Raw genomic sequence first — 24,047 nt, forward strand, 5'->3', positions numbered from 1 at the left:
GAGCCCGCCTTCGCGGGAATGACGGCAAAAATCGCGCTGAATCCGGAAATACACGACGCGCAAATCGCACAAGCAACTCAGTAGCCAACACCGCAGCAATCCCAGCACCGCGACCAAGCAATATCACATCCCAACCCCCCAGCATCATCGGCTTCAAGCCGCGTGGCATGGACATAACCAGGCGAACCGGCTGACATGATCGTACTCGGCAAACTCTTCCGCAGCCTGCGCGGCCATCTGCGCCGGATCAGCTGGGGCGTGGTCGCCGCCGCGCTGGTGCTGCACATGACCGGCACCTGGCTGCTGCTGGCCTGGGCCGGCGAAGACAAGCTGCTGGGCTGGGATTCGTTCGTCTACTACTACATGACCACCGCCAGCACGATCGGCTACGGCGACCTGTCGCCGGGCACGCCGGCCGGACGCTGGGCGGCGGCCTTGTTCGTGATGCCCGGCGCGATCGCGCTGTTCGCCTCGGTGCTGGCCAAGACCAGCGCCGGTCTGCTCAATTTCTGGAGGCGCCATCAGGTGGGCAAGATGAGCTACGAGGACATGCACGGCCACACCGTGCTGATCGGCTGGCACGGCCGCGAAACCCAGCGGCTGGTGCAGTTGCTGCTGGCCGACACCCACACCGACGACGAAGGCATCGTGCTGATCGCCGAGGGCCTGAGCGAGAACCCGCTGCCCGAGCAGATCCGCTTCATCGCGGTGGAGTCCTACGCCGATTGCAACGAATACCCGCGCGCCGCGATCGCGCAGGCCGCGCGGGTGATCGTCCACACCGACCACGACGACCGTTCGCTGGCGGCGGTGTTCGCGCTGATGGCGCACAAGCCCGGCGCGCACGTGGTCGCGCATTTCGAATCCGCGGCGGTCGCGCAGCTGGTGCGCAGCCACTACCCGCATGTCGAATGCACCCGGCCGCTGCACGTGGACGTGATCGCGCGCGCCGCGCAGGACGCCGGCAGTTCGCTGGTCGCCGGCGAATGGCTCGGCGCGGGCGGCCCGACCCAGTTCAGCCTGCAGGTGCCGGCCGATGCCGCGCCGGTGCGCGCCGGCCGGCTCGCGGCCGCGTTCCGCGCCCAGTCGGCGCTGTGGATCGGCTATCGCGACGGCCGCACCGCCGCGCCGGTGCTCAATCCGTCCGATCACGACGAGATCGTGGCCGGCACACTGTTGTATTACCTTGCCGACGCGCGCATCGACAGCGCGCGGGTGCCGTGGGCCTCGCTCGCGGCGGCCGCGGCGTGAAGCGGCCCGGATCGACACGGCCGCTTCGATCCGGCCCGATTGAGTACAGCCCGACTGAATACGGTCCGATTGAATACGGTCCGATTGAATACGGCCTGCTCGATACGATCTGATGCAAGCTGGTTCGATCGATAACGAATCGATCGCCAGCGATTCGATTAAAAGCCTGACGAGGTAAACGCAATGGGTTGGTTGGACGGATTGTTCGGCGGCAAGAAGCAGACCTCGCAGACGGCGACGTTGCCGTTCGCGCACGAATTGCCGCTGGGCCTGCGCATCAACGGCCGGGTCGCGTTCGACACCCTGCCGTTCCGCGCCCATCCGCAGGCCTGGACCGTGCGCCTGCCCGAGGGCCACCAGGGCATCCCGTGCTACGGCCACATCGACCTGGGCGGCGGCCACGCGCTGCACCGGTTCTATCTCGACGAAGACGCCTATCTGCAGGTCAGCACCGCCAGCGGCCAGGTCGAGGGGATCAAGGCGTTCGTGTTCCAGGAAACCGTGAACCCGGCCAACCAGGCCGAATTCAAGCGTTTCATCCACGAGCATCCGCACCTGGGCGCCGACCATATCGACTACGCCGGGCGCACCTGGTATCGCGAATTCGGCGATCAACTCGGCACCGGCGGCAAGGCGCCGCCGGTGATCTACGACGAAGTGCTGTACCGCCACGACCCGCCGCGCCGCGACGACGACCTGACCCACTACGCCATGCTGTACCGGCGCGAAGTGCCCGAGCTGGACCGCGAGGAATTCCTGCTGGTCACCGCCGAGGACTACGGTCCGAGCGAGTTCGTGGTTACCTATGCGATCGGCATCGACCTGACCACGGCCGATATCGACGTCACCTGAGCGCAGACGCGCTGCTCCAGCGCGAACGCTTCCACCGCATCACTCCGCCGCAAGGACTCTCTCCATGGACGCACCGATCACCGCCCACAGCTTCCTCAATTTCCTCGCCTACGCCGGCATCGGCCTCGGCGTGCTGGTGCTGGCCGCGCTCGCCCTGGTGCTGATCACCCCGCACCGCGAACTGAGCCTGATCCGCGAAGGCAACAGCGCCGCGGCGACCGCGTTCGCCGGCACCCTGATCGGCCTGGCCCTGCCGCTGCATTCGGCGATCTCCAACTCGGTCAGCCTGGTCGACGCGGCGATCTGGGGCGCGGTGTCGGTGGTGGTGCAGGCGGTCGCGTTCCTGCTCGCGCGCCTGGTCGCGCCGAAGCTGTCGCAGCAGATCACCCTCAACCAGACCGCCGCCGGCATCTTCTCGGCCGGCGTATCGGTCAGCGTCGGCCTGATCAACGCCGCCGCCATGACCCCGTGAGCGCCGCCATGACTGTCCACGATCGCAACAGCAAACGTTCGCGCCAGCTGCGGCTGGTGTTGATGGCGGTGTCGGTGCCGGCGGTGTTGACCGGCTGCGGCGACGACGAACCCAGCGGCAAGGTGCTGACCTCGCGCGAGGATTGCGCGGCGCAGACCGAAATCTCGCCGGCCGAATGCGAAAAGGCCTACCAGCAGGCGCTGGTCGAGCACGAAAAACTCGCGCCGCGGTTCGAAAGCGAGAAAGAGTGCAACGACCAGTTCGGCGCCTGCCAGCCGGCGCCGCTCGCCGCCAACGCCAGCACCAGCAGCCACAGCTACATGCCCTCGATGTCGGGCTTTCTGATCGGCTACGCGCTCAGCCAGGCGATGCAGCCGCGCGGGTACTACGGCATCGGCGGCGTATCGCCGCTGTACCGCGATTACCGCAGCGGCGGGTATCTGCGTCCGGGCGGCGAACTGGTCGGAAAAAGCAGCGGCACGGTCTACGGCAAGCAGGGCAACACCGCGTTGCCGGCGCGCGCGGTGACCGTCTCGCGCGGCGGTTTCGGCTCCAGCGCGGCCGCGCGCGGCGGCTTCGGCGGCAGTCGCAGCAGCGGCTCCAGCCGCGGCAGCAGCTGGGGCGGTTGATTCGAGCCCGGGGTCGGCCCCACATCCAGGTCGTACTCGCGCGCGCCGAACCGTTCGGTGCGCGGCGATCGCAATGTTCATCGGAGCGGCATGAAACGCATCCTTACGACCCCGCGCGCGGATTGGCGCGAACAGGCCCAGTCGCTGGGCTTCCACTTCCACACCATCGACGGCGAAGCCTACTGGGACGAATCGGCGTACTACGCCTTCGGCCTGCGCCAGATCGAGGACGACATCGAGCAGCCCACCCAGGAGCTGCACGACATGTCGATGGCCCTGGTCGACGAAGTGGCCGGTTCGGAGGAACTGCTGACCCGGCTGGCGATTCCCGCCGATTACTGGGACTTGATCGCCGCGTCGTGGCGCGAGCGCGAGCCGCATCTGTACGGGCGCATGGACCTGGCCTACGACGGCCGCGGCCCGGCCAAGCTGTACGAACTCAATTACGACACTCCGACCTCGCTGTACGAAGCGGCGTACTTCCAGTGGCTGTGGCTGGAGCAGGCGATCGCGCGCGGCGCTCTGGCTGAAGGCAGCGATCAGTACAACCGCATCCAGGAACTGCTGATCGAAACCTTCGCGACCCTGTCGCGCGAAAAACGCATCGCCACGCCGGTGCATTTCGCCGCGGTCGAGGATTCGATCGAAGACCAGGGCACGGTGCGTTACCTGCGCGACTGCGCCGAACAGGCCGGCGTGGACACGCTGGAGCTGAGCATCGAAGGCATCGGCCTGAGCAAGGAAGGCTGGTTCACCGACGGCGAGGACCGGGTCATCAAGACCTTGTTCAAGCTGTATCCGCTGGAGTGGATGTTCGTCGAGGAATACGGCGCCAAGCTGGCCGCCTCGCAGGTGCAGCTGATCGAACCGGCGTGGAAGGCGATCCTCAGCAACAAGGGCGTGCTGCCCTTGCTGTGGGAACGTCATCGCGATCATCCGAATCTGCTCGAAGCGCATTTCGAGGACGCCGCCGCGCGAACCGCCGAACTGGCCGCGGGCTGGGTGCGCAAGCCGCTGTTCTCGCGCGAAGGCGCCAACATCGAACTGGTCAGCGCCAGCGGCGAACGCCTGCGCAGCGACGGCCCGTACCAGGACGGCCCGACCATCCGTCAGGCGCATCACCCGTTGCCGCGTTTCGACGGCGACGACGGCGCGGCGAATTACCCGTTGATCGGCAGCTGGGTCGTCGCCGACCAGGCCGCCGGCATGGGCATCCGCGAAGACGCCAGTCCGATCACCCAGGACACCTCGCGCTTCATGCCGCACGCGATCGTCGAAGACTGATCGCGCTCGCCCGTATCGCGTGCGCCGCGCGATGCGGGGCGATGTGGGGCCTTCGGTCGGTCCGCGGGCTCTGCTTTACTTCGGTGCAGCCGAATATCCACAGACTTCAGCGCCATCATTCGGCGCCGTCATTTCCGCGAACGCGGGAATCCAGTGACTTCAAACGTTCCCGCACAAAGGCGCTGGATATTCGGCTTCGCCGAAGTAGAGCAGCGCCCACGTTCGCGGGAATGACGGTTTGGGGATGCGCCGGGAGTCATCCTTTCGCCGGACGCCGCCGATCCGCTTCGCGACCGGCCGCGCATCGGGTAAAGCGCGCAGGCACACGAAGGCATCCATACGCCCAGGTACGAACGAACGCGGCCCATCGTCGTGGCGTAGACATACTTCGTGCACAAACGAAATGCATCGCTTGCAAGAGTTCGCCGAACTCTGCGTAACCGCACATTTTTACCCGCGATTTCGCTTCGCCGGCGCATGCCACGGCTTGCGTTATGGATCGAGTATGCGGGCAGCGCCGCCGCCACCGTCGCTGCCAGTCGCCGATCCGTTCGGCTTTCGATCCAATTGAGGGGAAGTCACGTATGTCATTGCATTCCAATCTGCCCAAGCGCGCCGTGCTGAGTTTCGCCCTGGCCGCGGCGCTGGTCGCGCCCGCCGTCCATGCCGCCGACGCGCGCAAGGCTTCGGCGATGAGCCAGGCCAGCGGCCTGATCGCCAACCATCTCAATGCGTTGCAGGGCAACAGCGAGGACAGCTTCGAGGCGCGCGACGCGATCGTCGATGGCGACGGCACCGAGCATGTCCGTTTCGATCGCAGCTTCCGTGGGCTGCGGGTGATCGGCGGCGACGTGGTGGTCAAGTCGCAGCGCGGCCAGTTGCGTTCGGCCCTGTTGACCCTGCGCAGCAAGCAGCGCCCGTCGCTGACGCCGCGCATCAGCAAGGACGACGCCGCGGTCGAGGCCGGCGCGCGCTTCGGCGGCCGCATCGAGCAGGTGCGCGGCAACGAGCCAGTGATCTACGCGCGCGGCGCGCAGCCGGTGCTGGCGTATGAGGTGCTGGTGCAGGGCGAGGGCAACAGCCGCCATTCGGGCCTGGTGAAGTATTACGTCGACGCGACCAGCGGCAAGGTGCTCGATGCGCAGGACCTGATCCAGACCGCGGCCGCGACCGGCACCGGCCGCTCGCTGTACTACGGCACCATGAGCATCTCCACCGATCAGAAGAGCGCGACCAAGTTCGACCTGATCGACACCACCCGCGGCAGCGGCAGCGTCTACGACGCCAAGGGCGCGGCGATCTCCAACCTGTTCGACATCATCTCGGCGACCTCCAACGCCACCTTGATGACCGACACCGACAACACCTGGGGCAACAACACGACCAGCGACCGCGCGACCGTCGGCGTGGACATCCACTACGGCGTCGGCGTGACCTGGGATTACTACAAGAACGTGCATGGCCGCAGCGGCCTGGCCGGCGACGGCAGGGGCATCAAGAGCTACGCCCACACCAACTTCAAGACCTCCACCGGCGGCACCACCGGCGCCAACGCGGCCTATGTGGACCTGGTCAAGGGCATGTTCTACGGCGACGGCGACGCCGCGCGCGGTTTCACCCCGATCGTCGGCATCGACGTGGCCGGCCATGAGATGACCCACGGCGTGACCGCGGCGACCTCCAAGCTGGCGTATTCCGGCGACGCCGGCGGCCTCAACGAAGCCTCGTCCGACATCATCGGCACGCTGGTCGAGTTCTATGCCAACAACGCCAACGATCCGGGCGACTACCGCATCGGCGAGAAGATGCGCAGCGACGGCAAGGCCTTCCGCGACATGTACAACCAGGCCGCCGACGGCAAGTCGTTCAACTGCTACATCACCGGCGGCTTCAATCCCAACCTGTCCGACGGCGCGCATAACCCGCACTACACCTCCGGCGTGGGCAACCTGTTCTTCTACTTCCTGGCCGAAGGCTCGGTCGCTCCGGCCGGCACGGGTCTGAACCCGGCGCAGATGGCCTGCAACGGCGATGCCGGCATGACTGGGATCGGCCGCGACAAGGCCGGCAAGATCTGGTATCGCGCGATGACCACGAAGTTCACCTCCAGCACCACCTACCCGCAGGCGCGCGCGGCGACCGTGGCGGCGGCGGGCGAGCTGTACGGCAACGGTTCGGCCGAACAGAACGCGGTGGCGCGGGCGTGGAGCGCGGTCAGGGTCAACTGATCGACCCTGTTTACTTCAGGCTGCACCGCTTCAAGTTGTAGCCGCTTCAAGTGGTAGCGTTTCAAGCCGCACCGCGCGCATGCCGGTGCAGGCAATCGCAACGGCCCGCTTCGGCGGGCCGTTGTCGTTGCGGTTGCGATGAACGGGTGCGTCTTCGGCGCGACGCCGCCCGCGGCGGCCGCGGGTCAGTGCCGGTCGTCGTAGATCGCCGGGATCTTCACGGTTTCGCCGCCGTGGGTGATGAACACATCGACCGAGTGGGTGATGCCCAGCACTTCGCCTTCTTCGACGAAACGCTCGATCAGCTTGCCGGGCACCACGCGCACGCTCACGCCTTCGCCGGTGTAGGTGCCGGCGTAGCGCACCTCGCGGTGCGGCGATTCGGACTTGCGTCGTACCTGATGGGTCTGGCCGTTGAAGCTGACGTAGGCGCCGTCTTCGGCGTCGCCGCAGCGGTCGGTGAAGAACGAAATCGTCGGGTTCGCGGCGGCGTTGTTCAGGCAGGTGCGGTACGCGGCCGGGTCCTTGTTGACCGCGCAGTAGGCCTCGTCGTACTTGCGGTTGGCCGCCGTGCGCTTGGTGGCGATCGTGGCGGCGACGCAGTCGCTGCCGGGACCGTCGGTGGGGACGATGTCGCCGCCAGCCAGGCTCTGGCCGCTGAGCAGACACAAGACCACGCAAAAGATCGCTCTCATCCAGGCACCTGTGTTGAATCCGTTCGTCAGGAGGGCGCACCGGCGAATTCGCGGACGCGAGCGTCCGCGCCGGCGCGTATCGCCATCGCGCGCCACGGCGGCCTGACCGGCTGCACCGCGCGTTCGACGGCACACTTTAGATCACCGCGTGCCGCCGCTGGCAAGCCGCCACCGAGGTCGGGGCAATGCGGCGAAGGCGGGCCCGGCGGAGGCAGGCCGGGCAAAAGCGCGAACTCCCAACGGATCCGCAGTTTTGCCGTGATCCGCTCCCTGAATGGCGCCTCATGGCACCTGAAATATGCCGAATATCGAAACCGGACCCGGCGCCGCGCCGGGCCGTAGCGACCCAAGGCCAAGGAGTAAGGACGCCATGACTACCCGGTTCAAACAGGAAGGACTCTCTCTCGCCATCGCCGCGACGCTGCTGACCGCGCCGCTCGCCCACGCCGCCGACGCCGGGCTCGCCGCCAAAGACGCCGCGACCGCGCAGGCGCGCGGCCTGATCGCCGGCAACGCCGGCCTGCTGCGCGCCAGCGCCGCCGACCGCTTCGAAGCCCGCGACGTGGTGATCGACCGCGACGGCACCCAGCACGCGCGCTTCGCCCGCAGCTACCAAGGCTTGCGCGTCATCGGCGGCGACGTGGTGGTGAAGTCGCGGCGTGGCGAACTCAAGTCCGCGCAGCTGACTTTACGCAGCGCGCAGCGTCCGTCGCTGAGCGCACGCGTGATCGGCAAGGATCGGGCCGCGATCGAAGCCGGCGCGCGTTTCAACGGCCGGGTCGGCAAGATCCACGGCAACGAACTGGTGGTGTATGCACGCGGCGCGGCGCCTGTGCTCGCCTACGAGGTCACCGTGCAGGGCGACGAAACCGAACAGCACTCCGGCTTCGTGACCTATTACGTCGATGCCAGCGACGGCCGCGTGCTCGACGTGCAGGACCAGTTGCAGACCGCGGCCGCGATCGGCACCGGCAAATCGTTCTATTACGGCAACCTGAGCCTGCCGACCGACCAGAAGAGCGCGACCAAGTTCGACCTGATCGACACCACCCGCGGCAGCGGCAAGGTCTACGACGCCAAGGGCGCGGCGATCTCCAACCTGTTCGACATCCTCGGCGCGACCCTCGGCGCGACCTTGTTCACCGACGCCGACAACACCTGGGGCAACAACACCCTCAGCGATCGCGCCACCGTCGCCACCGACATCCACTACGGCGTCGGCGCGACCTGGGACTATTTCAAGAACGTGCACGGCCGCCTGGGGCTGTACAACGACAACAAGGGCATCAGCAGCTACGCCCACACCAACTTCAAGACCTCCACCGGCGGCACCACCGGCGTCAACGCGGCCTATTTCGCCCTGACCAAGGTGATGTTCTACGGCGACGGCGACGCCAGCCGCGGTTACGGCCCGATCGTCGGCATCGACGTGGCCGGCCACGAGATGTCGCACGGGCTCAACGCGGCGACCGCGAATCTGGCCTACTCGGGCGATGCCGGCGGCTTGAACGAAGCCAACTCCGACATCCTCGGCACCCTGGTCGAGTTCTACGCCAACCACCCCAACGACCCGGGCGATTACCGCATCGGCGAAATCATGCGCACCGGCGGGTTGGCGTTCCGCGACATGTACAACCAGGGCGCCGACGGCAAGTCGTTCAATTGCTACATCGGCGGCAGCGGGTTCGATCCGAATCTGGCCGCGGGCGGCATCCACGACCCGCACTACACCTCCGGCGTCGCCAACCGCATGGCCTATCTGGCGATCGAAGGCGCGGTGACTCCGGCCGGCACCACGCTGACGCCGGCCCAGCTCGTGTGCAACGGCGACACCGGCATCGTCGGCATCGGTCGGGACAAGTTCGGCAAGATCTGGTATCGCGCGCTGACCACCAAGTTCACCTCCAGCACGACCTACCCGCAGGCGCGCGCGGCGACCCTGGCCGCCGCGGCCGAGTTGTACGGCGCCGGTTCGCCGGAGCAGACCACGATCGCGCGGGCCTGGAGCGCGGCCAGCGTCAGCTGAGGGCCGCGCCGCCGAGCGCCGGTTTCAACCGGTGCGCGGCGGCGCGATGCCGCATCGCCTTGCGACGGCCCGCTTCGGCGGGCCGTTCTGCGTCGCGAGCCGATACCATGCGCCGAGGCAGTCGTTTTATTTCCAGCGATATAGCCGCGATTACGTCCCGCGTTGCACCCCATCTTCGTAACGGACCCCTCATGCGTTCACCGCGTCGCCCGCATTCGCCCACTCGCCGCATCGCCGCGATCGCCATCGCACTACCGCGCGACGCGAGAGTCTGAGCGCATGCACCCGAACCATGACGCCTTCATCCACGAAGCCACGCCCTTCGATGCGCAGGCACAAGGCCAGCCGCTGACCGGTTACGCCTGCCGCTTCCGCCTCGACGCCTACGACGACGCGCTGTACCCCGGGCATGGCTTGCGCCTGCCGCCGCAGCTCGCGCGCGCGGTGGCCAAGCGGCGCGGCGAATTTCTCGCCGGCCGGGTCTGCGCGCGGCGTGCGTTGGCGCGGTTGGGGATCGCCTCGGCCGATATCGCGATCGGCCCGGACCGCGAACCGCTGTGGCCGGCCGGCGCGATCGCCTCGATCTCGCATGCCGGCGATCGCGCGGTCTGCCTTGCCAGCGCCGATCCGCGAGTGATCGGCCTGGGCATCGACATCGAATCGCGGATCGACGCGCGCCTGGCCGGGGAGATCCGCGGCGTGGTGGTCGATGCGGCCGAACAGGCCGTGATCGAGGCCGGCTTCGCCGATGCGGTGGCCGGCTTGGCCGCGGCGTTCTCGGCCAAGGAAGCCTTGTACAAGGCGCTGTACCCGCAGGTACGCGCGTTCTTCGGCTTCGAGGCGATGCGGCTGACGCGGGTCGGCGACGGTCGCCTGGGTTTCCTGGCCGCGGCCGATCTGTCGCCGACGGTGCGGGCCGGGCAGGCCTTCGAGGTCGATATCGCCTTCGAAGACGGCGGCGTGCGTTCGATCGCCTGCTGCCTGCGCGCTGGCGACTGAGCGCCGTTTGCCGCGCCGTGCATGCGGCCGATCGTGGCGAGTCGTCTTCGAACCACCGCCGCGCCCGGGCTTTGTACGACAATGGCCGGATCATGCGTTGCCTGTTGATCGACAACTACGACTCCTTCACCTGGAACCTCGCCGACCAGATCGGGCGCGCGTTCGGCCAGGCGCCGACCGTGCTGCGCAACGATGCGTGCAGCTGGGAACAGCTGCGGGCCGACCAACGCTACGACTGCATCGTGGTCTCGCCCGGTCCGGGCAGCGTCGAGCACGAGGCCGACTTCCATGTCGCGCGCCAGGCGATCGCGCACAGCGCGCTGCCCTTGCTCGGGGTCTGCCTGGGCTTCCAGGGCATCGCCTACGCCGAAGGCGGCCGCATCGCGCATGCGCCGCAGCCCTATCACGGCCGCGTCTCGCGCCTGCATCACGACGGCAGCGAGCTGTTCGCCGGTTTGCCGGCATCGTTCGAGGTGGTGCGCTATCACTCGCTGATCGCGGCGGCGCCGATGCCGGCCGCGTTGCAGGCGACCGCGCACACCGACGACGGCCTGATCATGGCCCTGCGCCATCGTCATCGCCCGCAGTGGGGCGTGCAGTTCCACCCCGAGTCGATCCTGAGCGAGCACGGCATCGACCTGATCGTGAATTTCCGTGATCTGGTGCGGCGGCATCACGGCCGCGCCTTCGTCAGCCTCGCCGCGCCGGTGACACAGCCGCCGCCGGCCGCGCCCATCGCGCCGCCGCACGCCTTGCAGCTGTGGTGCAAGCCCTTGGACGCGAAGCTCGATCCGCAAACCGTGTTCAACGCGTTGTATGCGCGGCAGAGCAACAGCTTCTGGCTCGACAGCCAGGATGCGGTCGAGGAGCGCGCGGCGTGTTCGTTCATGGGCGCGGTCGACGACGACGATCTGCTCGCCTACCGCATCGCCGACGACGACGCGTCGCTGTCGACCGGGCATGCCTTGCTCGATCGCATCGAACGCGAACTCGAGACGAACCAGGTCGACGAGCCGATGCCGGCCGACGCCGAGAACGCCTTGCCGTTCGATTTCCGCGGCGGCTTCATCGGCTGGTTGGGTTACGAGATGAAGGCGCTGTTCGATGGCGACGGCAATGGCGACAGCGACGGAAACGCCGGCACGCCGTTGCCCGATGCGCTGTGGATGCGCGTGCATCGCTTCCTCGCCTTCGACCATCGCCGCGGCCGTGCCTGGGCGATCGCGATCGCCGCGCCGCATACCGCGCAGGCAACCGGCGCGCAGCGCTGGCTCGAAACCGTCGCCGCGCAGGCCGCATCGACCCTCGCGCAGCCCGCGCCCGAACCGCTGCCGCCGCCCGCGCCGCTGGACACGCTCGAGGTCGACATGGACCTGGGCCACGACGATTACCTGGCCGCGATCGAACACTGCCGCCGCGCCATCGTCGACGGCGAGTCGTACCAGATCTGCCTGACCAATCACTTCCGCTTCCGCGCGCAACTCGATCCGCTTGCGCTGTATCTGCGCCTGCGTCGCGGCAACGCGGCGCCGTTCGGCGCCTACCTGCGCAGCGGCGAACACCACGTGCTGAGCACCTCGCCGGAACGCTTCCTGCGCGTCGACCGCGGCGGTCGCATCCAGGCCAAGCCGATCAAGGGCACGATGCGCCGCTCCGACGACCCGCAACTCGATGCGCAGTACGCGCGGCATCTGGCCGAGTCGGTCAAGGACCGCGCCGAAAACCTGATGATCGTCGATCTGATGCGCAACGATCTCAACCGGGTCGCGGTGCATGCCACGGTCGAAGTGCCGAAGCTGCGCGAAGTCGAAAGCTATCGCACCGTGCACCAACTGGTCAGCACGGTCGAGGCGCAACTGCGGCCCGATCGCAGCCTGATCGACCTGCTGCGCGCGACCTTCCCCGGCGGATCGATCAGCGGCGCGCCCAAGCGCCGCACCATGCAGATCATCGACCGGCTCGAACGCAGCGCGCGCGGCGTCTACTGCGGCTCGATCGGTTATCTGGGCTACAACCGCGTCGCCGATCTCAACATCGGCATCCGCACCTTGTCCTACGACGGCGACAGCGTCGCCTTCGGCGCCGGCGGCGCGATCACCTGGCTGTCCGACCCGCAGGCCGAGTTCCAGGAAGTGCTGCTCAAGGCCGAAGCGGTGCTGCGGCCGCTGTGGGGGTTTCTGGCCCGGCCCGATGCCGGCTTCGCCTACGAACTCGACGGCGAGCGCCTGCGCCTGCATCGGGCCGCGCGCTGATCGGCGCGGACGTCGAAGCCGCGCAGGCTTTGTAGGCCGATCGCGGCGAAACCGTCGGCGCCGCGATCGACGATGTGTTGGGTGATGACTGGCACGAATCGGCGCGCGCGGTATCGGCGAACGGTTGACGCAACCTCGGCCGCGACTGAGCATGCGCCGCGGCTTGCGCGCGATAATTCGCCCCGCGTGCAGTAGGCTGGGCGTCCGCTCAACCGACGCAGGACGCCCATGCCGAAACGCTCGCCCGCCGACGCCGTGGCCGGCCACGGCACCGACCTGCGCGGCATCGGCCGCCTGACCATCGACGCCATCACCGGCGTGACCGATCTGGTCGAATCCGTCCACGCCACCATCGTCGCCCTGCCGTCGCCGCTCGGCGCCGCGGTGCGCGACCCGACCCGCGGCATCACCGGCCTGGTTTACCGCAGCGTGCGCGGCATCACCCGTTTCGTCGGCGACGGACTGGACCTGGCGCTGGCCCAGTTCGCGCCGCTGTTGAACCGGATCGACTCGCTGCCGCAGCGCGGCGCGGTGGTGTCCGCGCTCAACGGCGTGCTCGGCGACCATCTGGCCGCGACCGATAACCCGCTCGCGATCGACATGCACCTGCGCAAGGACGGCCGGCCGCTCAAGCTCGGGCGAAAATCCTTGGCCGCCGCGTATCCGCAAGCCAGCGGCAAGATCGTGGTGCTGATCCACGGGTTGTGCATGAACGACCTGCAGTGGAACTGGAACGGCCACGACTACGGCGCCGCGCTCGCCCGCGATGCCGGCTGGACGCCGGTGTACCTGCACTACAACACCGGCCGCCACATCTCCGGCAACGGCCGCGAACTGTCGGCGCAACTCGACAAGTTGCTGCGCGAATGGCCGGTGCCGGTGGAACGTTTCGCGATCGTCTGCCACAGCATGGGCGGACTGGTCGCGCGCAGCGCCTGCCACAGCGCGCAGCGCGGCAAGCGGCCGTGGCTGAACCGGCTCGACAGCCTGGTGTTCCTCGGCACGCCGCATCACGGCGCGCCGCTGGAGCGCGCCGGCAGCTGGTTCGACATGCTGATCGGGCTGAGCCCGTACACCGCGCCGTTCGCGCGGCTCGGCAAGATCCGCAGCGCCGGCATCCAGGACCTGCGCCACGGCAACCTGATCGAAGCCGACTGGCGCAAGCACGGCGACGACGGCCGCCGCGATCCGCGCACGCCGTTGCCGCTGCCGGAATCGGTGCGCAGCTACGCGATCGCGGTATCCACCGATAAAGAAGGTGCATCGAACGTCGGCGGCCTAGCCGCCGCGCAACGCTTCAGCGGCGACACCCTGGTGCCGGTCGCGAGCGCGCTGGGGCTGCATCCCGATCCCGCGTTCGATCTGCATATTCCCAAGAGCCATCGCTGGATTGGCCACGGCCTGCATCATCTCGACCTGCTCGGCGATGCGCAGGTGTATCGGCGCATCCGCCGCTGGCTGGGTTAGTCGAACGCGTACGCATACGGAGGTTTCATCGAAAGGACGCGGCATGCATCATTTCAAGGTCGCCGCGTGCCCGCTCTGCCCGCCGGCCTTTCCCGACAGGGTCGCCGACGCGCAAGCGTCTGCACGCCGTCAATATCGAGCGTTCCTGCGGCTACGGCGCCACCGACAACGCGGCCGCGCTGGCCGCGAGTTTATGGACCTTCCAACCGGCGCGGCTGAAGCGTCTGCCGGTGCGTTCGCTGCTGCGTTGGACGGTTCCGTATGAATCCTCGCGCTGACGCAGTGGCGAGCGTGTTGTTGCGCGGACGCCTGCTGTACCGACTGCTGTGGCATCGATACCTTCCGATGACATGCGTTCGCAAGCGAGGTGTCGCGGTCGCGGCTTGCGCCGCTCCTACAGTCGGATGACGTGGGTTGCGCGAAGATCTTGTATCTCAGGACTTCGTAGCCGCGAACACCCACTGTAGGAGCGCCGCAAGCCGCGACCGCGACACCCCGCCTACGACGTTTCAGCGCAAGCCGCCACGCACGCCGGTGGATACGCAGGCAAACAACCGGCGCACGGCGCCGGCCGTTTGCACGCCCGCGCCCGACTTACGGCATCAGCACCTTGTCGACGACATGGATCACGCCGTTCTTCTGATACACATTGGCGATGGTGACATTGGCGGTGTTGCCCTTGCTGTCGGTCACCGTGACCTTGCCGCCGGCGGTCCGGACCGTCAGCACTTCGCCCTGCACGGTCTTGAGCTGGGCGCGCCCGCCGCCGGCCTTGACCTGCGCCATCAACGCGGCGCCGTCGAGTTTTCCGGCGACCACGTGATACGTCAGCACGCTGGTCAAGGTCGCCTTGTTCTCGGGCTTGAGCAATGTGTCGACCGTGCCGGCCGGCAGCGCGGCGAAGGCGGCGTTGGTCGGCGCGAACACGGTGAACGGGCCGGAGCTCTTGAGCGTGTCGACCAGCCCCGCCGCCTTGACCGCCGCGACCAGGGTGGTGTGATCCTTGGAATTGACCGCGTTGTCGACGATGTCGCGGGTCACCAGCATCGGCGCGCCGCCGACCATCGGATTGTTCATGCCCTTGGCATCGGCGCCGAACGCCGCGCCGGACAAGGCAAGCATTACGACGACCGCGAGGGTCTTGAGTCGGGTGTTCATGGATACGTTCCTCATTGAATGGATGGATGCATCGCAACGTATCGGCCTGATCGTTTGCCTGAGGAACTACGGGGCGAACCCGGCTTCGGATGCATCCGGACATGCGATCGCATCGCATCGATGCGGAACGGCGAACACGCGAGCGATTCGTTAACGAAGGATGACGAAGCGCCGAACGCGCTGTTCAGTCGTCGCGCCGCGAGCCGACCAGGCGCAGAAAGGCCTCGTGCTGATACCGGCTCATGCGCAGTTGCTGGCCGTTGTCCATGGTCACGACATGGTGGCCGTTGAACCACGGGTGGATGGTCCGCACCCGTTGCACGTTGACGATCGCCGAGCGATGCACGCGGGCGAAGCGGCGCGGGTCCAGGCGCGCGGACAGCGCGGCCATGGTCTCGCGCAGTTCGTGGATGCGGTCGGCCAGATGGATCTGCACCGTGTTGCGGTTGGCCTTGATCCAGACGATGTCGTCGACCGCGACGAAAATAACGTGTTCGTCGACCCGCACCGCGATGCGTTCGAGGTATTCGTCGCGCTGGCGCAGGCTTTCCAGCGCCTGAAGAATCCGCGCCTGGGCGTCGCCGGCCGCGGACAAGCGCGACTTAGCGCGTTGCAAGGTCGTGGCGAAGCGCTCACGACTGAACGGCTTGACCAGGTAGTCGACCGCGTTGGCCTCGAACGCGCGCACCGCGTACTGCTCGTAGGCGGTGACGAAGATCGTCGCCGGCATGCGCTGCGCGCCGATCGCCGCGACCACGTCCAGCCCGGTCATCGCCGGCATCTGGATGTCGAGGAATACCAGGTCGGGCGACTGGTTGCGGATCGCCTCGACCGCGGACGCGCCGTCGCCGCATTCGCCGAGCACGTCGATCTCGGCGTCGGCGTCGAGCAGACGCACGATCGCGCGGCGCGCGATCGGTTCGTCGTCCACCACCAGCGCGGTGAGGCTCATGCGCCGCTGTGCTCCGGCTCGTCGTCGGCCGAATCGAGCTCGCGGAACGGCAGGCGAATGCGGCAGGCCACGCCCTGTGGCCAGATCAGGTCGAGACGCAGCTGCGCGGCGTCGCCATACAGTTCCTGAAAACGCAGTTGCGTGTTGGACAGGCCGATGCCGTGGCCCGCGCCGTCGCCTTCGGCCGTGCGTTCGGTATCGAGCGTGCTGTTGTGATTGCGCACATCGATGCACAGCTGCTCGCCTTCGCGCCGGCAATCGATCTCGATCCGGTCGCTGCCGACGCGGCGGCCGATGCCGTGGCGGATCGCGTTCTCGACGATCGGCTGCAGCACCAGACTCGGCACCGCGCAGTTCACGGCATCGGGCGCGACATAGATCTGCGTGGTCAGCCGATCCTTGAAGCGCACGCGTTGAATGCCGAGGTACAGGTCCAACAGTTCCAGCTCGCGCTGGAGGCTGATTTCCTGGCCGTCGTAGTCCTCCAGGAACGCGCGCAGCAGCTCGCTCAGGCGCAGCAGCATGTCTTCGGCCGACACGGTGTCCTCGTTGAGCAGGGTCACGATGGCGTGCAGGGTGTTGAACAGGAAATGCGGCTGCAACTGGGTCTTGAGCACCTGCAGCCGCGAGCGCGCCAGTTCGGTCGCGAGCCGGCTGGCTTCGACTTCGCGACGTGCTTTCTCGGCCTGGTAGTGCAAGGAATGCTGGATGGCCAGCAGCGCCCAATAGGTCATGAAACCGGTCGCGGCGTAGCGACCGATGTACTGCTGCAGTTGCTCGCCGAACGAGCCGGGCTCGGTCATCGTCGATACCGTCGCGCCGATCGCCAGCGCCAGCGCGGTCACGCCGGCGCCGCTGAGCAGGTGCGCGGTCAGCGCGCGCAGCGGCATCGGCGGCTGGATCGGACGACGCGCGGCCAGACGAAACACCATCGGTGCCAATGCGGCCCAGGTGTACCACTGGATCATCGACCAGCGCAGGTAGTCGAACACCGACCACACCGTCGATCCGAGCAACGCATCGTGCACCAAGCCTTGCAGCGCGAACACCAGCACCACCGCCGACCACAGGCCGAGGTAGCGGCGCAGGCCGATGGCGGTGTCGCCGAGCTGGATGTTCATGAGCGGCCGATGCAGCGGAGTCAGCGCCGATCCTAAGCGCCTCCACGCGCTTCGAACAGCATTGGTTCGCGTCGCTACGATTGGTCCGGCCGCAGCGACGATTCGTCCCGAACGCATGGACCGGCGCGGCCCGCGCCGGCTGTGATGCGCGCATCGGAGCGCCGGCGGAGGGCGTCGGCGCCCGAGCCACCGTCCATCCCGCACCGGAGTTCTGGCCATGCGATCGTTCCGCGCCGCAGTTCTGACCGTTGTCGCCATGTTCTCGTTCGCCACCGTCCTGCCCAGCCAGGCCGGCACGCGCACGCACTATTTCGAACTGATCAACCGCGCCCACGATCGCCTGGTCGCGTTGGCGATCGCACCCGCCGGCAGCGACCGCTTCCAGCCCGAGCCGCTGGGCGAAGCGATCGACGGCGGCGGCGATTCGGCCACGGTCGAATGGGCCGGCGATCAATGCGTCTACGATCTGCGCTTCACCTTCGGCAACGGCCGCGCGGTGGTCTACAGCGATATCGACGTATGCCGCAATCGCAGCCTGCGTATTCAACCGCTGCGGCGGGGGCAAGCGGCGGTCGATGGTATCGCCGTCGATGCATCGCCAGCCACGGGCGATGCGGCGCCCAATCCGTAAGAGCGGGCGTAGCCAATGGGCGCAGTGCGTCGGATTCGAAGCGCTCCCGCATCATCTAAGTCCTTTGTGCCCGTATCGAATCGAGCGCGAATCGAACATCCGCGGCCGTCCGCGCGTTGCTTGCGAACGAAAGTTCCGCCGGGTAGATTCGCCCCACCGCCGATGCGGCGCATGCCAAGGACGACCGATGCCATTCCGACGCTCGCGCGACCGATCGTCGCATGTCGCGCAACGCTTGCGCCAATACACGCAGATCGAACGCAGTCGGTTGCTGCGATGCGTCGCGGTCTGCGTCATGGCGCTGACCGCGGCTGCCGCTTGCAGTCGGGCCGATGGCGCGAGCGCCGGAAAACAGCCGGCCACGACCCCGACGACCTCGTCGCGGCAAGCCGCAATCCCAGCGGCCGATGCCATGACCGCGATCAAGAACGCAATAGACACCGTGGTGGCCGCCGACACCCTGAGCGTCGGCTACGTCGAAACCTTGCTGTCGGTGCGACTGAAAAAAGAGTCCGACAACGGATCGTTCACCTTCTACGCCGCGAGCGGCGGGCAGTTCGCCGGGCTGGCGGTGAAGGCGGTCGATCTGCGGATCAGCAACAGCGACCCCGCCAACAGCATGCTGGTGATCGAACTGGCCCAGTCCGGTCCGGACGCGAACGAGTTCGCGCGGCGATTCTGGTCGAATCCCGATTACATGCCGCCGAGTCCGCATTCCAGGGCGTCGTCGGGCTACTGGTCCACCCGGCAGGGCGGCAACAAGATCAGCATCGGCCACCCGTTCGATCAGGACCACATCAACAGCGTCGTGATCGATCGCATTGCCGATACGCCGTGTCCGCCCGAGGTATGCGAGCCCGCACCGCTGCCGCCGCTGCCGCCGCTTCCGAAGTCATCGTGATTCGTACCCGCCGCGCAGACGCGCCGCACGCGGCGGCGCGTCTGCCGAGGGCTCATCGCAGGTTTACAACCCGAGCGAATTGAGCGCCGTGCGCAGATTCGGCAGCGGGCCGATGTGCCCACCGCCGGTCTGCCCGGTGCCGGTCGCGATCAGCGCATCGCGCATCTGCTGCGGGGTGGCGGTGAAACCCCGGATCTTGAGGATGCCCGACAGCGCGACCACCGTGCTCGCCACGATCGGCGTCGCGCTGGAGGTGCCGGCGAAACTGGCGGTGTAGTACGAGTTGACGCCGGCGCTGTACAGATCGCCGTAACCGGTCGTGGTCACGCACGCGCCCCAACCCTGCAGATTGACCCGCGCGCCGTAGGTCGAGAACGGCTGCCTCGCGCGTTCGGCCACGCCGTTGCTGCATACGGCATTCGCGCTCGGTCCGCCGGCGCCGACGATGATCGATCCCGAATCCGGGCGGCCGTTCGGGAACGGCGAGCCGAAGCAGGCGGCGTTGTCGAGGTTCATGTTGCCGTTGCCGGCGGCCTGGATCACATGGATGCCGCGCGAGGTCGCCAGCGCGATCGCGTCGTACACCGACGGTATCCATTCCACCGGAACATAGTCGCTGCAGCCGGGCGGGCCGGATGCCTGCTGTTCCAGCACCATCACGTCGCCCGGCAGCAGCGCGTACGCGGCGGTGAACACCGCGTTGGCGAGGTCGTAGCCGCGTTCGGCGTTCGCCGCGTTGGTGTATTGGGGAATGGCGTCGGGCACCAGGCCGGTGACGCCGAAGCCGTTGTTGTCGGCGGACAGGATGCCCATCACGGCGGTGCCGTGGTTGCTGTTGGCGAACGGATCGACCGGGGTGCCGTTGGCGATGCGCGCGCCGGGCTGGCGCAGTTTGGACAGATCCTCGTGGTCGGTGTTCCAGCTGTATTCGATATCCAGCACGCGAATGTTCGCGCCGCCGCCGCCGGAGTAGTTCCAGCCGTAGTCGGTGTCGACGCCGTTGCTCGCGATCGGCCCGCGGTACTGCTGATAGGCGTTGAAGTTGGGCGTGGGCGAGGGCACCGGCAGCGGCGCCGGGTAGGCGATCTCGACCAGCGCCATCGCGTTGAGTTGATCGGTCACGCGCGCCGCATCCTGTCCGGGGCGCAGCCGCAGCCGGTACCACTGGCTCAGGTCGGCGAGCGCGCGGCCTGATCGTTGCTGCGCGTCCTGGGTCGTGGCCGCGAGCGTCGCGGGCGAAGCGCGGAACAGCGGTTCGACCGTCGCGACCGGGCCGGCGCCCGCGGTGAGCGCGTCCAGCACCGAGCCGCGGCCGTGCGCGGCCGAGGACAGGCGCCCGTTGATCAGGCCGACGCCACTGCCTTGGACGAACTTGACCTCGATGAACTCGCGCGAGTCGTAGCGGCCCAGCGTGGTCTTGGCCTTCTTGATCGGCGGAGTATAAGCAGCCGATGCGGCGATCGCGGCCGGTGCGATGGCGAGCGCCAAGGCTGCGGCGAGCAGGCGGTGAAGCGGTTTCGATGTGCGTTTCATGGCAAACCTCCGTGTGGGAATCGTCCTGGTGACGCAAGCGCGATGATGGGGCGATCGCCGCTCGCGATGGGTTCTGGGTCAAGCGGCCACGCAACGTCGCGCGCGAGCCTGGGCGACGGTTTGCGTGGATTGTCGATGGCTGTGCATGGCCGCGCCGACACGGATGTCATCGAAGCGATGACGACGTTGAAGGCCGCGAAAACGATCCATGCGATGCGATGAAGATCGGAGCGATGCCTGGCTGAGTTGCGATGGCGACGGCGATGCGAGGGGCACACAGTAGCCAGTGCGCATCGTGCGTGTCGGTGAGGCGAGTCACGAATCGTCCGCCATGGTTCGCGGGTTTGTTGATGCGATGCCGATAACGAATCGAGCGCATTTCATCGCGACGAACATGCGCGTTTTCGTTAGGACGCGCCGTCGCGCGTGCAACGATCATCGCATCTGCGATGCGCATCGAGATAACGAAAAAAGTTTCGCGAAGCGCCGCATCGGCGTGCGGGTTTTTCGTCGCTCGCTCGTCGTCCGCGTCCGCGCCGGGGTCAGTGCGACCTGCGATGCATGCCGTCGAAGCTTCATCGAGCGGACCTTCCAGGGCGTGATCGGCGTCGAAGTAGTGGCGTCATGGCTCCGGTATAGATGGGCGGGGGCTTCTTGTTCGTTGCACGCGAACGCATCTGTCGGCGATGGCGACAGGACGCGCGAGCGCGATCGCCCCGCGTTTTCCACGCGACGGCCTCCGCGTCGCCGCCACCCACGTCGGAACGATCGAGCACAAGGACGTTACCCACCGCCGACCGCCTCACGCGTCAGGGAAGACGCCGCGCAGGTCTCAATCTAAGGAGAGGGAACATGAAGCAAGTCGCATCCAGGATGAAAGCGGTTCTGCTGGCGCTCGCGATCGTCGGGTCGTTCAGTGTCGGCGCCGTCGGCGCGTTCCAGACCACGATGGTCGGTGGCAAGTGCATCAACCCGGATTCGGGTTGTCCGTGCAAGGCCGGCTGCCGCTACGGCGGCGGCCGCGTGGGTTGCTGCATACCGCTGTAAGCGTTCGCGGTCGATCGTGCGGTATCGAAAGAGCCTCGCTTGCGAGGCTCTTTCGTCATGGGCCGGACAGACTTCGCCATGAATTCGTGGTGGGACTGGATCAAACGATCATCGCGGCGAGAACACAGCCATGCGCGCCCGCCGAAGCGGGCAGCTGCCGTCCATGCCGCAGCCTGCCTGTGGGCAAGGCTGGCTCTGTGTCGAGCCGGATCCTGCTCGGCAGCGTCGGCACCTTCTTTGCTCACTTGCATATCAAAAGCCCGAGCGCTGCTCGTAAACTGTCGGCGCTGCGATCGCGCGGCCCTCGAGAGTTCGCCATGACCGGTTCCCCCGTCGCCGCCGCGTCCGACGCTGCGGCAGACCGTTCGCCCCTGGCTTGTCCCGTCAGTCGTATCGCCGCCTGGTTGTTGGCCTTGACGGGCATGTACCTGGTGCTGCGGCTGGGCCTGGTCGGCGCCTTGCTGTCGGGGCTGCTGGTGTTCCAGCTGATCCACGTGCTGGCGCCGCTGGTCGAGCGCAAGGTGCGCGGCGACCGCGCCCGCCTCGTCGCGGTGGCGGTGCTGGCGTTCGTCATCATCGGCTTGCTGATCCTGGCCGTGCTCGGGCTGGTGGCGTTCTTCCGGGTCGATACCGGTGGCGAACAGGCCTTGCTGGCGCGGGTGATGGAGATCATCGACGCCTCGCGCGGACAGATTCCGCCGTGGGCGCAGCCCTACCTGCCCGACGATATGAGCGAGCTCAAGCGCGCGGTGTCGGCGTGGCTGGAGGCGCATCGCGGCGAACTGAGCCTGGCCGGCGCCGAGGCGGCGCAGGTCGCGGTGCGGCTGATCATCGGCATGGTGCTCGGCGCGATGATCGCGCTGTACGACGAGCAGCCGATCGGCCGGCTCGGCCCGCTCGCGAACGAACTGCTCGGCCGCGCCAGCCGCTTCGCCGACGCGTTCCGCCGGGTGGTGTTCGCGCAGATCAAGATCTCGCTGCTCAACACCACCTTCACCGCGATCTTCCTGCTGATCGTGCTGCCGCTGTTCGGCATCCGCCTGCCGCTGGCCAAGACCCTGGTCGCGATCACCTTCGTCGCCGGCCTGTTGCCGGTGATCGGCAATCTGATTTCCAACACCGTCATCACCGTCGCCGCGCTGTCGATATCGCTGTACGTCGCGATCGCCGCGCTGGCCTACCTGGTGGTGATCCACAAGCTGGAATACTTCCTCAACGCGCGTATCGTCGGCGGCGAGATCCAGGCGCGCGCCTGGGAACTGCTGCTGGCGATGCTGGTGATGGAGGCGGCGTTCTCGATGCCGGGGTTGATCGTCGGGCCGATCTACTACGCTTACATCAAGCGCGAACTGGTCGATCAACGCTGGATTTGAACCGCGCAGGACTTGAGTCGCCACCCATCGAAAGGAATCGAGGCATGTTGAAGTTCTTGCGACGGATCGCAACCCTGATCGCCATCGTCGCGGCGATCGCCGGTCTGATCGTGTTCGCGGTGGTGCAGCCCTGGGTGCGGCCCATTGCCTCCACGCCGCCGGCCGCCGATCCGCAGCGCTTGCTCGCCGACGTCAAGCATCTGTCGGTGGACCTGTATCCGCGCAGCTACGATCAGACTGAAACCCTCGACCAGGCCGCGCGCTACATCCACGAACAACTGCGACTGGCCGGCGCGCAGGTCAGCTATCAGGATGTGGCGGTCGAAGGCATGGTCTACCGCAACGTGATCGGGCGTTTCGGGCCGAGCACCGGGCCGCTGCGAGTGATCGGCGCGCATTACGATTCCTTCGCCGAGGTCGGGGTCGAAAACGACGACCCGCGTGGTTATTCGCCCAAGACCCACACCCCCGGCGCCGACGACAACGCCAGTGGCGTGGCCGGCCTGCTGGAACTCGCTCGCATGCTCGGCCGCGGCGAGCAGACCCGGCCGATCGAACTGGTCGCCTACACCCTGGAAGAGCCGCCGCATTTCCGCAGCGAGCATATGGGCAGCGCGCATCACGCGCGCTCGCTGCGCCAGGCCGGACGCGAGGTGGAGTACATGCTGTCGCTGGAAATGATCGGCCGCTTCAGCGACCGGCCCGGCAGTCAGCGCTACCCGGTGCGCGGTATGCATCGGCTGTATTCCGATCGCGGCGATTTCGCGGTGCTGGTCGGCCGCATGGGCGACTTCGCCCAGACCCGTGCACTGAAGGCGACGATGGCCGGCGCCACCGACCTGCCGGTGCATTCGATCAGCGCGCCGCCGCTGCTGGTGCAGGGCGTGGATTTCTCCGATCACCTCAGCTACTGGGCGCAGGGCTATCCGGCCTGGATGGTCAGCGACACCGCGTTCCTGCGCAGCGACACCTACCACCAGGCCAGCGACACCTACGACCGGCTCGATTACCCGCGCATGGCGAAGGTGGTGCAGGCGGTGTATGCGATGAGTCAGCGGCCCTGATCGAAGCGTCGCAGACCGCGAACACGCTGCGATCGGCCGCGACGCGCCTGTTCATCCGCACGCTCGGCCGCTAGGGTCAGCCCCAGCTTTGTTCGCGCCGCGACATGCGCTG

Annotated in this window: 21 protein-coding genes; 15 read left to right on the top strand and 6 right to left on the bottom strand. The window is 67.4% G+C overall.

Translation table 11 applies throughout. The features are described from left to right. The first annotated feature begins 195 nt into the window (after nt 1-195). From AC3A4T_RS22080 to AC3A4T_RS22105, 6 genes are all read left to right on the top strand, one after another. Nucleotides 196-1,251, top strand: coding sequence for a potassium channel family protein (locus AC3A4T_RS22080; RefSeq protein WP_487677367.1), 1,056 nt, complete (start codon nt 196-198; stop codon nt 1,249-1,251). A gap of 183 nt (nt 1,252-1,434) precedes the next feature. Next, nucleotides 1,435-2,103, top strand: a complete 669-nt coding sequence (locus tag AC3A4T_RS22085) for a DUF2491 family protein (protein WP_487677368.1) — start codon at nt 1,435-1,437, stop codon at nt 2,101-2,103. Between the two features lie 64 nt (nt 2,104-2,167). Continuing rightward, on the top strand, nt 2,168-2,575 hold the full coding sequence (locus tag AC3A4T_RS22090; protein WP_487677369.1) for a DUF350 domain-containing protein: 408 nt from the start codon (nt 2,168-2,170) through the stop codon (nt 2,573-2,575). Nucleotides 2,576-2,583: 8 nt separating this feature from the next. Continuing rightward, the gene (locus AC3A4T_RS22095; RefSeq protein WP_487677370.1) at nt 2,584-3,204 is read left to right on the top strand and encodes a DUF1190 domain-containing protein; all 621 of its coding nucleotides are present in this window, start codon (nt 2,584-2,586) and stop codon (nt 3,202-3,204) included. Between the two features lie 90 nt (nt 3,205-3,294). Continuing rightward, nucleotides 3,295-4,488, top strand: a complete 1,194-nt coding sequence (locus AC3A4T_RS22100; RefSeq protein WP_487677371.1) for a glutathionylspermidine synthase family protein — start codon at nt 3,295-3,297, stop codon at nt 4,486-4,488. A gap of 584 nt (nt 4,489-5,072) precedes the next feature. Continuing rightward, nucleotides 5,073-6,716, top strand: a complete 1,644-nt coding sequence (locus tag AC3A4T_RS22105; RefSeq protein WP_487677372.1) for a M4 family metallopeptidase — start codon at nt 5,073-5,075, stop codon at nt 6,714-6,716. A gap of 185 nt (nt 6,717-6,901) precedes the next feature. On the opposite strand, the gene AC3A4T_RS22110 is transcribed toward AC3A4T_RS22105, so the two are convergent. Then, complete coding sequence (locus AC3A4T_RS22110) at nt 6,902-7,411, bottom strand: hypothetical protein (RefSeq protein ID WP_487677373.1); 510 nt, start codon at nt 7,409-7,411, stop codon at nt 6,902-6,904. A 370-nt stretch (nt 7,412-7,781) separates the two neighbouring features. On the opposite strand from AC3A4T_RS22110, the gene AC3A4T_RS22115 reads away from it, so the two are divergent. The 4 genes from AC3A4T_RS22115 to AC3A4T_RS22130 all read left to right on the top strand — a co-directional run bounded on the left by AC3A4T_RS22115 (nt 7,782) and on the right by AC3A4T_RS22130 (nt 14,155). Further along, entirely contained in the window at nt 7,782-9,437 is a 1,656-nt protein-coding gene (locus AC3A4T_RS22115) for a M4 family metallopeptidase (RefSeq protein WP_487677374.1), read from the top strand. Nucleotides 9,438-9,716: 279 nt separating this feature from the next. Further along, complete coding sequence (locus AC3A4T_RS22120) at nt 9,717-10,436, top strand: 4'-phosphopantetheinyl transferase family protein (RefSeq protein WP_487677375.1); 720 nt, start codon at nt 9,717-9,719, stop codon at nt 10,434-10,436. 92 nt (nt 10,437-10,528) lie between these two features. Next, nucleotides 10,529-12,688, top strand: coding sequence for an aminodeoxychorismate synthase component I (gene pabB, locus AC3A4T_RS22125; protein WP_487677376.1), 2,160 nt, complete (start codon nt 10,529-10,531; stop codon nt 12,686-12,688). Between the two features lie 228 nt (nt 12,689-12,916). Next, on the top strand, nt 12,917-14,155 hold the full coding sequence (locus tag AC3A4T_RS22130; protein WP_487677377.1) for a lipase family alpha/beta hydrolase: 1,239 nt from the start codon (nt 12,917-12,919) through the stop codon (nt 14,153-14,155). Nucleotides 14,156-14,749: 594 nt separating this feature from the next. Here AC3A4T_RS22130 and AC3A4T_RS22135 read toward each other — a convergent pair. The 3 genes from AC3A4T_RS22135 to AC3A4T_RS22145 form a co-directional block, all read right to left on the bottom strand. After that, complete coding sequence (locus tag AC3A4T_RS22135; RefSeq protein ID WP_487677378.1) at nt 14,750-15,313, bottom strand: fasciclin domain-containing protein; 564 nt, start codon at nt 15,311-15,313, stop codon at nt 14,750-14,752. A 184-nt stretch (nt 15,314-15,497) separates the two neighbouring features. After that, nucleotides 15,498-16,265, bottom strand: a complete 768-nt coding sequence (locus tag AC3A4T_RS22140; protein WP_487677379.1) for a LytR/AlgR family response regulator transcription factor — start codon at nt 16,263-16,265, stop codon at nt 15,498-15,500. Continuing rightward, a complete protein-coding gene (locus AC3A4T_RS22145) occupies nt 16,262-17,386 on the bottom strand; it encodes a sensor histidine kinase (RefSeq protein ID WP_487677380.1) in 1,125 nt (374 codons plus the stop codon). The genes AC3A4T_RS22140 and AC3A4T_RS22145 overlap by 4 nt, the downstream gene beginning before the upstream one ends. A 217-nt stretch (nt 17,387-17,603) precedes the next feature. Between AC3A4T_RS22145 and AC3A4T_RS22150 the strand changes: the two genes are divergently transcribed. Further along, complete coding sequence (locus AC3A4T_RS22150) at nt 17,604-18,017, top strand: hypothetical protein (protein WP_487677381.1); 414 nt, start codon at nt 17,604-17,606, stop codon at nt 18,015-18,017. A gap of 412 nt (nt 18,018-18,429) precedes the next feature. Beyond that, complete coding sequence (locus AC3A4T_RS22155) at nt 18,430-18,918, top strand: hypothetical protein (RefSeq protein WP_487677382.1); 489 nt, start codon at nt 18,430-18,432, stop codon at nt 18,916-18,918. Nucleotides 18,919-18,981: 63 nt separating this feature from the next. Here AC3A4T_RS22155 and AC3A4T_RS22160 read toward each other — a convergent pair whose 3' ends face one another. After that, a complete protein-coding gene (locus AC3A4T_RS22160) occupies nt 18,982-20,451 on the bottom strand; it encodes a S8 family serine peptidase (RefSeq protein WP_487677383.1) in 1,470 nt (489 codons plus the stop codon). 166 nt (nt 20,452-20,617) lie between these two features. Next, a complete protein-coding gene (locus AC3A4T_RS22165; RefSeq protein ID WP_487677384.1) occupies nt 20,618-20,908 on the bottom strand; it encodes a hypothetical protein in 291 nt (96 codons plus the stop codon). 395 nt (nt 20,909-21,303) lie between these two features. Between AC3A4T_RS22165 and AC3A4T_RS22170 the strand changes: the two genes are divergently transcribed. From AC3A4T_RS22170 to AC3A4T_RS22180, 3 genes are all read left to right on the top strand, one after another. Next, nucleotides 21,304-21,498: a hypothetical protein gene (locus AC3A4T_RS22170; protein WP_487677385.1), complete on the top strand. Its 195-nt coding sequence runs from the start codon at nt 21,304-21,306 to the stop codon at nt 21,496-21,498. Nucleotides 21,499-21,815: 317 nt separating this feature from the next. Beyond that, complete coding sequence (locus AC3A4T_RS22175) at nt 21,816-22,871, top strand: AI-2E family transporter (protein ID WP_487677386.1); 1,056 nt, start codon at nt 21,816-21,818, stop codon at nt 22,869-22,871. A gap of 44 nt (nt 22,872-22,915) precedes the next feature. Continuing rightward, a complete protein-coding gene (locus AC3A4T_RS22180; RefSeq protein WP_487677387.1) occupies nt 22,916-23,935 on the top strand; it encodes a M28 family peptidase in 1,020 nt (339 codons plus the stop codon). Nucleotides 23,936-24,047 lie beyond the last annotated feature (112 nt).

This window comes from Lysobacter sp. Soil_N_51, assembly GCF_057655755.1.